Genomic DNA, 12030 nt, shown 5'->3' with positions numbered 1-12030 from the left:
AACCACGGAGTTCACTTTGACCTGGTCGCATGCCTAATTCCCTTGCCGAGGAAGCAAGTCGCTCACCAATGCCATCACACCCTCGGTCGTGGTCATGTCGGCAAATAGTACGTCTCCATTGTCAATCGAAGCGTCAACTATCGAAACCTGCATATCGAAAATGCCGGAACAAAGCTGCCCGCCATTAGTGGATATCGAGAAATCGTAAGGCGTCATTCGCAGGTTCCAGCCAAATGCATCTTGCTCCTCACCTATTTCGTCTCCGAAATCAAAAGCCTCGGCTCCAAAATCCTCAATCAGCCGGTCCTTCAAAGCCCTTATAGAACGAAATCCTGGAACTGGCATCGCTCACTACTTTCCTGCCTACCTATTACCTTCAGTACTTGTTCACGGTCTCTGCGTTCTCTGTGCTCTCCGTGGTTCATTCATCGACATGGGAACTTCACCTACCCGTCCCCAGAAACGTTCCAATCGCATCGTAGATCGCGTCGCGGTCTTCCATTTCTGCGGTGACCAGCGTTTCGTATTGGTCGCCGAAGCGGGTTTCGAGGTTGCCGAGGTATTCGCCGCTGCCGTAGGGGCTTTCGACCTGCCCGTAGCAGTACAAGTTCACGTGCGGCATGATCTTCTCACGGAGGATGTTGAACGCCCGCTCGTTGTCCTCGCCCCAGTTGTCGCCGTCGGAGAACTGGAAGCAGTACAGGTTCCATTCGGCAGGCGGCAGCTCCTCTTCAATGATCTGCGCGCACACTTTGTAAGCGCTGCTGATCCGCGTGCCGCCGCTTTCGCGGGTGTGGTAGAACGTGTGTTCGTCCACCGCCTTGGCCGCCGCGTCGTGGATGATGTACCGCGTCTCGATGCCGCCGTACTGGCGGGCGAGCCACGTGTCGATCCAAAACGCGGCCGTGCGGACGATCTGCTTCTGCTCGTCGGTCATCGAGCCGCTGACGTCCATCATGTAAATGACTGCCGCGTTGACTTCCGGCTTGTTGATCGTGGTCCAACTGCGGTACTGCTGGTCGCCCTTGATGGGGGTAACTCGCGGTTCGTCGGGCTCGTAGCTGCCGGTCGAAATCTGCCGCTTGAGGGCCTTCAGGTAGGTTCGCTTCTTGTGCCGTAGCGACTCGGGACCGGTCGAGCGAATGCTGTTGTACTTGGCCTTCTCCTGTTCGATCGACGCCGTGCCCTTCGGCTGAATGTTCGGCAGCTCCAGCGCATCGCCCAACAGGTCGGCCAACTCTTCCAGCGTCATGTCGACTTCAAGCAGATGGCCTCCGCCGGGATCCGAACCAGCTTCACCGGGCCCACCGGGTCGCTCCTTGCCGCCTTTGCCGACGGGCGTACCCTCCTCGCCATCGCCCTGCCCCACGCCGCCGTTGCCGTTGTCGCCGAAGCGGAAACGCGGCACGTCGAGCTGCGGCACCGGGATGCTTACCAGGTCTTTGTTCTTGCGACCAATCATCTCGCCATGCGAGACGTACTTCTTCAGATTCTCGCGGACCTTGCCGCGCACAATCTGCCGGAAGCGTCGTTGATCGCGTTCAATCTTCAGGGACATGGGTAGTTGTCATTCCTGGTGGTTCTAGGAGTGTGTCATTCCGAGGGAGCCTAAGCGACTGAAGGATTTGACGCTTGACCCAGCAGTGGTTCGCAAGGCAAACGAGATTCTTCAGTCGATTCCAAGCCCGCACAGAGGTTATTCCGGTCTGGGCTCCTTCAGAATGACACTAATTCTCTACTCCTTCTTACTATCGCCACGCGCGAAGATGCTCGCTACGTAGTTCAGCACGTCGGTCGCGCTCTCGTCGTCGTAGCCGTAGTTGCGGATCAAACGGTCTTTGACGATGTCGATCTTCTTTTGCGTGTCCGCGTCAACCACGTTGGAAACCAGGCTGGTGAGCTTGATGGTGTCCTTCTGGTCCTCGAACAGCTTGAGTTCGAGCGCCTTGTACAAGCGTTCGTTCGACTTGTAGTCGAAAGTCTTGCCGTCCATCATCAACGCGGCGATGTAGTTCATGATTTCGCGGCGGAAGTCGTCCTTGCGGCTTTCGGGGATGTCGATCTTCTCTTCGATCGACCGCATCAGTCGCTCGTCCGGCTCCTCGTACTGACCGGTAAACGCGTTCTTCACCTTTTCCTTCTGGGTGTACGCCTTCACGTTGTCGATGTAGTTGCCGCACAATCGGGCGAGGGCGTCCTCGTCGGCGGCGATGGCACGTTGCACTTCGTTCTTCACGATGTTTTCGTACTCCTCCTTCACCACCGACAGTAGTTCGCGGTACTCCTGCTTGGTTTCGTCGCTGTTGATCAGGCTATGGTGCTTCAGCCCGGTCTCTAGCTCGTTGAGCACCATGAACGGATTGATGCTTCTCGCCTCGGGGTGAGCGACCAGGGCGTTCGAGATCTTGTCCTGCACGTACCGCGGGCTGATGCCCAGCATGCCCTCGTTCACGGCCTGGTCGCGCAGTTCCTTGATATTCTCCTCGGTGAATCCTGGCAGCGTCTTGCCGTTGTACAGCTTGAGCTTCTGCAGCCGCGTAAGGCCGGCGTGCTTGGGCTCTTCGAGCCGCGTGAGAATGGCCCACATGGCGGCCATCTCGATCGTGTGCGGCGCGATGTGCTTGCCTTTGACCGTCTTGTTGTTGTAGTCCTTTTCGTAAATCTTGATTTCGTTGTCGAGGATCGTGACGTACGGAATGTCGATCTTCACCGTGCGGTCGCGCAACGCTTCCATGAATTCGTTGGTTTGCAGCCGCTTGTACTCCGGTTCGTTCGTGTGACCGATGATCACCTCGTCGATGTCGGTTTGGGCGAACTTCTTCGGCTTGATGCGATGCTCCTGGCTAGCGCCCAGCAGGTCGTACAGGAATGCTACGTCGAGCTTCAGCACCTCGACGAACTCGATCAAACCACGGTTGGCGATGTTGAATTCGCCGTCGAAGTTGAACGCCCGCGGGTCGCTGTCGCTGCCGTACTCGGCAATCTTGCGATAGTTGATGTCGCCAGTCAGCTCGGTGGCGTCCTGGTTCTTTTCGTCCTTCGGCTGGAACGTACCGATGCCGATACGGTCCTTTTCGCTAAGGATCAACCGTTTGACGCGAACATCCTGGATCACACGCGTCCAGTCGCCATCGTACTTCTTCAGGCGCTGCTGATAGATGAATCGGCAGAACGGATCGAGCTCGCCGGTGATCTTTACCTGCGGTTCGTCCTCGCTGCGGCCGGTGTTCAGCCGGCTCTCCACCTCGCCACGGAATCGCTCGGGGATCAGGTGCAGCGGATCCTCGTTCATCGGGCACCACTCGATCGCGTCGGGGTTGTCGGGTTCAGTCTCGCTAACCCACCCCAGCGTGTAGAGCGCCCCCTCGTCGGTAGCCGAATACCGTTCGAGACCCTTCTTCAGCAACCGGGCGATGGTACTCTTGCTGCTTCCCACCGGACCGTGCAACAGCAGCACGCGGCGTTCGATGCCGTAGCCGTTGGCCGCGCTTTCCAGCGCGTTGACCAAACCTTCGAGCGAACCGCGCAGGCCGAACACCGCGTCCTTGCCGTTGTTGTCCGGGTCGTCGAAGAAGCGGTAGTACTTCTTCTTCTCGCGGCCCGACTCCACCACGTCCACGCCGTACGACAGTATCATGTCGTACAGCCGCTGATAAGCGGTGCGCGTGACCAAGGGATTCGCGCGGACGATTTCGAGGTACTCCTCGAACGAACCAATCCAGTTCTTGCGGCGAAACTGATCGCGATCCTGGCGTTGAGCTACCAGATCGATAATCGTGCGTCCTTCACTCATCTTGCTACACTCCCGAAGGTATAAAGGCTCGCATCATCGCGAGTCGTAGGGTTCGATTTAAAACGCAGTCGGATTTGGATTTGTCCAGCAACGAATACAACGCAACCGACGGACGGTCGCGACTGTTTGCTCCTAATTCGTGCGCCGAATCAAACCGACAACACCTTCGTTCCTACAGCCCGCGCAGGCGCAGGGGTAGCGACCAGCGGGGGCCATCGGGCGGTGAGCCAACGCGCGTCCATTGCGGTTGGGTGCGGCCAGGGAAGCGGGCGGGGGATAGACATTCAACCCCGCGAGAAGTGCTGCTCGCCGCGTACACCCGATAGAACCTGAAGCATGCGACTTCGCTTGCTCCCGTCGCACGACTCGCTGCTTCGGTCCTACCGAAGAGGAGTAACACGGCGTGTCGCGAAATCACCTGCCGAAGGCGAGGTTGGCAAAGATCGGCAGAAGGTAAGGTGGGGGCGTGTCGGCCGAAGGTTCGCTTGCGGCCGCGATTCACTTGCTTGCGGGAACATCCCTGCCGCAGCAAATCGCACCTGCTCATCTAATTCAAGTATTGTTTGCAATTTCAGGCGCGGCAACACCGATATTCGTACGGACCGTAAGAATCGCCAATTTGACGCAAATCCGAATTTCCACCCCGGTAGGACATTTTAGGGGGAAACACCGCTTTTTGAGCAACCTGAAACGAGCGGGCGACGCTCAGCTCTCTTTTTTGCCGCCGCCGCTGCTCCGCCGACGCCCACGGCCGCCACGCGAGCCACCGCGACCACGGCTCGACCGTTTTCGCTCGCCGCGAGCGGCAATGTTGGCATCCACAACCACGCCGATCGCCTCTTGCCAGGGCGGAATGTTTTTGTGCGAAACCGCACGCGCGCGTTTTTCCGGCTTTGTGTCATCGTCGTCCGCATCGTCCGACTCGTCGCCGTGCTCTGCCGATAGATCATCGTCCTCTTCGGCGGCGGCCTCTTCCGACTCCTCGGACGTCTCCCGCTTGCGACCTCGACCGCGCCGACGGCCGCGGCGGCGGCGACCACGGCGGCGCTCGCCATCGCCTTCTTGGTCTTCGGACTTCTCCGCGGCCTCGCTCTCGGTCTGCGACTCGGCCTCCGCGTCTGCGGCCGGCTCCTCCTCAGCCACTTCGGGCTCTTCCGCTTCGACAGTTGGTTCCGGCGCCGGGGCCTTCTTGCGACCACCAAAGGGAAACCAATCGGGAAGCGCCAAACCGGTACCTCCAAACCCTGAAGGGGCGGCTGGCTCGCTAGGTGCCTGTTGCTCGACCGAGGCTTCTTCCTCCTGCACTTCGGGATCTTCGGTGATCGAAATCTCCGCCACCACCTCGGTCACTTCCATCACCTGCTCGACGACTGGCTCATCGGGCGTGTCATCCGAGGTGTCCCTCGTATCCACCTCGGCTGGCTGCTCTTCGGCAACTTCCTCCTCCGGCGCTGCTTCTTCGGCTGGCGCGAATTCGGCAACGAGTTCTGGCTCGGCGGGTTCGGGCTCGGGCTCCTCGACCTCCAAACCAAACGACTCGGCCAGCTCGCCCCACGCGCTGGCGGGACGCGACGGCGCGCGGTGCTCGACCACCGGTACCACGGGCGCTTCGGCCGGGGGCGGCGTTTGCTCGGGTTCGGGTTCTGCGGTCGGCTCGATGCCCAAACTCTCGTTCAGGGATGCCCACTTGTCCTGTTGGTCGCCGGATTCCATGTAAGTCGTTTTCTGAGTGATGGATAGAGTCGAACCGGTGGTCGCCCTAGGAGGGCGCCGCCAGCGGGCTTTCCGAAATTGGCCCAATAGCAGACAGTATAAGTAGTTACGCCGATTCTCGAAAGCCAGCCGAAATCCCACGGATGCTGCGTCATGAAGCAAGATAGCAAATCGAAGTTCGTCGAAGAGGTCGAACTCCGCGGGCATATTATCGATAGTTTGCTGCTGCCGAAGGTGCTTGACACCGTCACCACCGGCCGTGGCACCTTCGAAATCCGCCAGATCGCGATCGGCAGCGGCCGGCACGACCCCAGCCACGCAGTGCTGGGCGTGTACGCCGAGGATCAGGAAACGCTCGACGAGATCCTGGCACAGATCTCCGACCACGGCGCCACGCCCACTGCGGGGCAGGACTGCCGACTGGTCGAGGCCGACATCGACGGTGCCTTGCCGGAAGGGTTTTACAGCTCGACCAACCAGCGAACAGAGATCCGGCTCGATGGCCAATGGACCGAAGTGGCCGATCAGGAGATGGACTGCGGCGTCGTGCTCGACTCCGAAAGCGGCCAACCTCGCTGCCTGCCGATGACCGACGTGCGGCGTGGCATGCAGGTAGTGGTCGGCCACGCTGGCGTGCGGGTGTTTCCGCTCGAGCGGCAAGACGCTGGGCATGCGTTCTCGTTCATGAACAGTTCGGTCAGCACCGAGAAGCCCAAGCGAGTGGTGGTCCGCGAGATTGCCCAAGCGCTGCTCGCGAATCGCAACGGTCCTGGCAAGTCGCTGCTGGTGGGCGGTCCGGCGATCATTCATACCGGCAGTGGCCCTTTGGTGAGCGAGCTCATCCGCCGCGGCTACCTGCAAAAGCTGTTCGCCGGCAACGCGTTGGCCACGCACGACATCGAGCAATCGCTGTTCGGCACCAGCCTGGGCGTGAACGTGCAAGACGCGCAAATCGCCGAAGCCGGACACGAGCATCACTTGCGGGCGATCAACCGCATCCGCCGCGCGGGCTCCATCGCAGGCGCCGTCGAGCAGGGAGTGCTGACCAGCGGCATCATGCACGACTGCGTGAAACACGATGTCGAATTCCTGCTAGCCGGCAGCATCCGCGACGATGGCCCCCTGCCCGACGTGGTGACCGACGCTTTGGAAGCTCAGCGACAAATGCGCGTTGGGCTAAAGGACGTGACGTTCTGCCTGATGGTCGCCACGATGCTGCACTCGGTGGCCGTGGGCAACCTGCTTCCCGCGTGGGTGAAAGTAGTGTGCGTCGACATCAACCCTTCGACGGTCATTAAACTGGCCGACCGCGGCAGCTTCCAGACCGTAGGCCTGGTGACCGACGTCGAACCGTTCTTCCGGTCACTCTTGGCGGAACTGGACGAGTTGTCAGGACAGAGCTAAGTAGAAACTCGGTACAAGATGCGTCAGCGCTGGCCAAATGGGCGGAACTCAGAATTAGCCACGGATGAACTCTGACAGGACGCTAGAACGTTGCGATTCGTGTTGACACTGCAGTAGTGAAACTTATGACAGACCAACCTATGCAACGCCCTCCCACGATACTCATGTGCCAGCCGACGTACTTTGGTATTGAGTACGAGATCAATCCGTGGATGAACGTCGAAGTGGCGGCCGATCACGCGGTGGCCGAGCAGCAGTGGAATGGGCTGTTCGAGCACCTGAAGTCGACTGGCATCGCCATCGAGTTAGTCAAGCCGCGCAAGGGCCTGCCCGACCTGGTATTCACGGCCAACGCCGGGCTGGTGTATGAGAACCGCGTATTGGTGTCGCGGTTTCGGCATCCCCAGCGGCAAGGCGAGTCACCGGTGTTTCGTGCATGGTTCGAAGAGCATGGGTTTGAGATCGTCGACTTCGCCCCGCCCGACCAAGGGGGCGGGTACGACTTCGAGGGGGCGGGCGACGCGCTGTTCTGCGGCGACACCCTGTTCGCCGGCTACCGCATGCGTAGCGACGCCACCTGCCACCAGCAGATTGGCGCAATCCTGGGCGTGCGGGTGATTCCAGTCGAGTTGGTCGATCCGCGGTACTATCACCTCGACACCTGCTTCTGTCCGTTATCGGAGGACGAAGCCATCTGGTACCCGCCGGCGTTCGACGAGTACGGCCGCCGGGCGATCGAAGGCGCGGTCGCGAACCTCATCGAGGTCGAGCAAGCAGAAGCCGAGCGGTTCGCCTGCAACGCGGTAGTGGTCGGACAGCACGTGTTTACCAACACCGGCTGCCCAAAGCTGCACGAACGACTGGCGTCGCGCGGCTACACGACGACCGCTACACCTTTGGACGAGTTTGTCAAAGCGGGCGGCAGCGCGAAGTGCCTTACGCTGCGACTCGATGGCGAAGAAGCGGCCGCGTGGTAGTCGCACGCCTGGCGCTCACTCGGCCACGAAGTCGACCCGCTCGAACTGGCCTTCAGGGTCATTGATGGTGACCTTGTCGCCGGGCTTGTGCTGGATGTAGCCGACAAAGTGCTTGAAGGCGACACCTGGCTCGAAACAATCCAGTCGCTTGAACAGCGCGTCGACCCAATCGTAGGCCTCGCCTTCGTCAGCGGGACCACTCTCGCCACTGGCAGAGGAAAACTCGAGCATGTCTTCGCTCTCCCCTTCCTCGTCGTAGTTCTCGCCGACCTCCAGGTGTTCGATTTCGTTGCCGTTGTCGTACAACGTGTAGCCGAGCGCACCTGCCGTATCGCTAACCTGGTAGTACAGGACCTTCGTGCCTAGCTGCTTGGATAGGGCAACCGCGTCGTCTTTGTTGAGATGCGTGGCCAGTTCGGCTTTGAGTGCTTCGGGATCGAAGCTGCCACCCATAAAGGGATTCATGGCGTCGGAATAGCTTTCGCGGCCAATCACCTGACTCCAACGATGGCCGGCGAATCGAAAGACGAAGAAACACTGCTTGGTCAGTTCGACCTCTCTGCCGGCAACGTCCACTTCTGGCGCGCTGGCGCCGCGGTGCTGGGCGAGCGCCGCGCTCACAGCCTCCACGTCGGCATCGACGAACACCGACGAGCCGTTGTATTCGAAGGATCCCACGCCACGCATGGTTGCAAGCTCGGATTCTTGCTCGGCCATCACATCTCCTTGGGCTTCAGGACTCGGGAAGAGGCTTTGTCTCCCCGAAGATTACCCGAGCCTGGAGCGTGCGCCAACAATCGAGCCACGCCGTAGGGTGTCCTTCCCTCAGGAGGTTTGCTCTGCGCACAAAAAAACCGGGGCCCTTCACAAGGAAGGGCCCCGGTCTGTAGGTTTCTTAAGAGAGTGCCAACCGTTGGCGGGGGTCAGTCGCGTGGGCGGATCATGTTGCCGTAGGCTGGCGGTTTCTCTTAGTAAGTCAAGATGCAGTCAACACCGAACACGGTCTGGTCGAACTCGGCACCGAAGGCCGTCTCGGCCGGCAGCCAGTTGTGGCGAACTTCTGGACGAAGAACCACGTTGGCGTGCGGACGGTAGTTTAGGCCGTAGGTCAGGCCGTAGACCGAGGTGGAGTCGTCGGCGGCAACAATGCCGTCGCTCTTCCACCATTCGAAGCGAGCACCAGCAGCCCAGCAGTCGTTCATGGTGTAGAACAAGTACTGGTTGATGCCGACCTGAGCTCCACCAGCACCACCCGAGGCGGTGTCGTTGTAGCTTACCAAGTCGCTCTGGAACACGTAGTTCAAGCTGTCGCTCAGCGTAGCGTCAACCACAACGCTGTGGCTGTAGCCATCGGCACCAGCGGTACGCAGACCGAAGTTGCCAGCGGTGAGGATGTAGGTCAGGGCGACGTCGTCGGTCAGGCTGGTCGAGAAACCACCCAGGAAGGTGGATCCACCGAAAGCTTGATCGAAGCCAGTGTCCCAACCAGCGGTCCAACCACCGTACAGCTCAACGCTGTCCAGGCCGCTGTAGGTCGCCAGCACACCGGTGTGGGTGAACGGCTCGCTGTTGAACATGGTGTAAGCGTGGCTGTAGAAGAAGTTGTCCGGAGCGGTAACTACTTCGTAGCCAACCAGCGTGAAGAAGTGACCAGCGATCACGTTCCAGTCGCCAGAAGCAACCTCAACATAAGCTTGAGGCATAGCCCAACCGTACGATCCGTGGTCGAAACCGGCCGAAGCATCCCACACAGGGCTGTCGTTGCCGAAAGACTGGGTCTTTTGAGCATCGGTACCGTACATGATGTCGAAGCGGAAACCCCAGTCAGCGCTGCAAGCGCCAGCTTCGGCAACCTTCTCGATGTACAGCCATTGTTGGTGCAGGTTCAACCGGTCCGGCTGGTCGTTGAAGGCCAGCAGATCGTTCGGCTGGAACGACAAACGGGTGTTGTCGCTGTGGTAACCCATTTGAGTCCAACCACCCATGGTGATGGAGCAGCAACCACAAGGATCGATGCAGTCCATCAGAGCCCAGGGATCACCCAGGCAGCAGTCGCCCAGGCAGTCGCCCAGGCAGCAGCCGCTGTCGCAACAGCAGCTCGAGCAACATGAGTCGCCGCAGCACGAATCGCCACAGCAACCAGAATCACAACATCCAGCATCTTCGCATCCACAGCTCGGTTCCTCACAGCCACAGGCAGGCTCGCCGCACTCGTAGCCCGTGAGGTCGTAGTTGAATGCCGTTTGGACCGCCGACTGCCCAAGCGCCGGTCCGGCACTCATGGCGATCAAGGCACAGCCCATCGTCCATTTCACAACGTTCACTTTAAGACTCCTTCTTCGGGGACTATCGCGGCATTCGTCGGATGCCTACGAAAACGGGGGAGTATTCCACGGCGAACTACGCCGCAGGCGGGTCGTAGTTCGCGCTAACGACAAAACCGCCTCGCTGAACATATCGACGCCCGCACCCGTCGGCATGCATCGCCACCATGGCAACTTGGACAAGAATCTGCGACAACTGCCACAATCGTGGTAAGCTGTGCGGCCTGTACAGATAAAGCCGCGCGAACGAGAAACACGCTGCGGATAGCCCCCGCCAGAGGGCCATCCAGTCAGATAAGCCAGGGAAACTTTGCGGGCTTGGGCGACACCAGGCGGCTGCGTTTGCGCCTGCCATCTCTTTGCAGATGGGAGAAAGACTACCAGCCCATCGACTGCTCGGTCAGGTACCAGGCGCTGCCGCCGATCCCTTTCAATTGCACCCGCCTGACCTGCACGCGAAATCTCACGGGGTTCCCGGCGCCGCTGGGTGGGACCAACTCAAATTGCTGCAGCACCTCGAAGGTTCCACGATCGCGAGGGGCGACCAGCACGTCGCCCGGCACGATCTTCGATCCCTCTGGGGCATCGCGGAGCACGGTGGCCAGTTCTTCCTCCTCGAACTCTTCCAGCCGCTTGATGGCGGCTTCGTCGGTGGCGTAGTGCTGCTTGAGCGACTCGTCGAACGGGCGCCGGCCATCCGGTGCAACGGTCAGCTCGAGCGCCGTGATCAGTTCGTCATCCATGACCAGTTGGCACCACTCGCTGGCCCACTCCTGAGCCTCGCCGGCCAGCAGATGCTGCTGCACCATCCCCCGAACGTACACGCCCGAACCAATGGTCAGCGACAAGGCGAGCCCCACCAGCGCCAGCGAACGGCCAACCTGCTGCCCCCCGCTGCGAGCAATGCGCCACAATGCCAGCAGGGAGAAGATGATGCCCAGCAGCGGGACAATCAACAGCGAAGGCGTCACCAGGGCCGAGGCCGATAAGACCCCCAACACGGTGGCCAGGATTGCCAGCACACTCACAGATCGGTATTCGGCGACCGCCTGGACGTCGTCGCTCACATACGGGTCGTTGCCCGTGGCCTCGGTGGTGTGACTCATTATCTCTTAACGCTCCATCGCACTCGCCAATGCTCGCCGCTTGCCCAATCGGCAAATCTTCTCTTCTACGATCGCAGGTTCTCCTGCTTGCTCACTCCTTCGCGCTGCTGATTGAACTCTTTGATGTACTTTCCTTGGGTGAAGCTTGCCTTGCCGCTGCCCATATTCTCAGGCGCCATCATGCTCTCTGCCATGTTCAGCCACACCACGTCCGGGTTAACGAGCGGGGAGCGGCCACTCTCGAGGAAGGCGCCGCCGAAGATGTCGTCGTCGAAGGGCGCTGCAATTAGACTAGCTCCCACGATGCCGGCCATCAACCACCCGGCGACGATGGCCATCAAGGGACCACCCACTGGATCGATGGGATGCTTGAACCGCATTTTGGTCTTCGACAGGTTAGCGGCACAGATCCGTTGCAGCACCACGAACGCAATGACGTAAATCAGCCAGATCGCCACAAAGTCCAACAGGGCTGCGTAACTATCGCCTCCCTTATCGGCGATGAGCTTCGCCAGTGGCGAGTAGAAACCGTAGGCAATCAATCCGCTCAGCAGGATGTTGATCACCGTTATGGTGTTGTTCCACAGCCCTTGCTGAACACACATGGCGACGGTCGTAAAGAACACGGCGCCAATGATCACGTAGTAAAGCCACATGGTTTTTGAGGGGTCAGGATTCGGGGGTCGGGGAAGTTAGCAACGAGGTTGTAGGAT

Annotated in this window: 10 protein-coding genes; 2 read left to right on the top strand and 8 right to left on the bottom strand. The window is 60.0% G+C overall.

The window, feature by feature from the left end; all coding sequences use genetic code 11:
• Nucleotides 1–33: 33 nt before the first annotated feature.
• From ACQK2L_RS12880 to ACQK2L_RS12865, 4 genes are all read right to left on the bottom strand, one after another.
• A complete protein-coding gene (locus ACQK2L_RS12880) occupies nt 34–345 on the bottom strand; it encodes a hypothetical protein (RefSeq protein ID WP_425397383.1) in 312 nt (103 codons plus the stop codon).
• A 97-nt stretch (nt 346–442) separates the two neighbouring features.
• The gene (locus ACQK2L_RS12875; protein ID WP_425397382.1) at nt 443–1558 is read right to left on the bottom strand and encodes a DUF444 family protein; all 1116 of its coding nucleotides are present in this window, start codon (nt 1556–1558) and stop codon (nt 443–445) included.
• Between the two features lie 177 nt (nt 1559–1735).
• A complete protein-coding gene (locus ACQK2L_RS12870; RefSeq protein ID WP_425397381.1) occupies nt 1736–3793 on the bottom strand; it encodes a PrkA family serine protein kinase in 2058 nt (685 codons plus the stop codon).
• A 705-nt stretch (nt 3794–4498) separates the two neighbouring features.
• Complete coding sequence (locus tag ACQK2L_RS12865) at nt 4499–5506, bottom strand: hypothetical protein (RefSeq protein ID WP_425397380.1); 1008 nt, start codon at nt 5504–5506, stop codon at nt 4499–4501.
• A 153-nt stretch (nt 5507–5659) separates the two neighbouring features.
• Here ACQK2L_RS12865 and ACQK2L_RS12860 point away from each other — a divergent pair, with 153 nt between their 5' ends.
• Nucleotides 5660–6910, top strand: coding sequence for a TIGR00300 family protein (locus ACQK2L_RS12860; RefSeq protein WP_425397379.1), 1251 nt, complete (start codon nt 5660–5662; stop codon nt 6908–6910).
• A 140-nt stretch (nt 6911–7050) separates the two neighbouring features.
• On the top strand, nt 7051–7887 hold the full coding sequence (locus ACQK2L_RS12855) for a dimethylarginine dimethylaminohydrolase family protein (RefSeq protein ID WP_425397378.1): 837 nt from the start codon (nt 7051–7053) through the stop codon (nt 7885–7887).
• Between the two features lie 15 nt (nt 7888–7902).
• On the opposite strand, the gene ACQK2L_RS12850 is transcribed toward ACQK2L_RS12855, so the two are convergent.
• The 4 genes from ACQK2L_RS12850 to ACQK2L_RS12835 form a co-directional block, all read right to left on the bottom strand.
• Nucleotides 7903–8604 carry a hypothetical protein gene (locus ACQK2L_RS12850; RefSeq protein ID WP_425397377.1) on the bottom strand — a complete coding sequence of 234 codons (702 nt, stop codon included), beginning with the start codon at nt 8602–8604 and terminating at the stop codon, nt 7903–7905.
• Between the two features lie 251 nt (nt 8605–8855).
• Entirely contained in the window at nt 8856–10211 is a 1356-nt protein-coding gene (locus tag ACQK2L_RS12845; protein ID WP_425397376.1) for a porin, read from the bottom strand.
• A 377-nt stretch (nt 10212–10588) separates the two neighbouring features.
• Complete coding sequence (locus ACQK2L_RS12840; RefSeq protein ID WP_425397375.1) at nt 10589–11317, bottom strand: DUF4190 domain-containing protein; 729 nt, start codon at nt 11315–11317, stop codon at nt 10589–10591.
• Between the two features lie 65 nt (nt 11318–11382).
• Nucleotides 11383–11973: a CvpA family protein gene (locus ACQK2L_RS12835; RefSeq protein ID WP_425397374.1), complete on the bottom strand. Its 591-nt coding sequence runs from the start codon at nt 11971–11973 to the stop codon at nt 11383–11385.
• Nucleotides 11974–12030 lie beyond the last annotated feature (57 nt).

The organism is Aeoliella sp. (assembly GCF_965227375.1).
Classification (GTDB): Bacteria; Planctomycetota; Planctomycetia; order Pirellulales; family Lacipirellulaceae; genus Aeoliella.
Note: the sequence above shows the minus strand (reverse complement) of the source record. Positions and strands in the feature narration are given on the sequence as shown.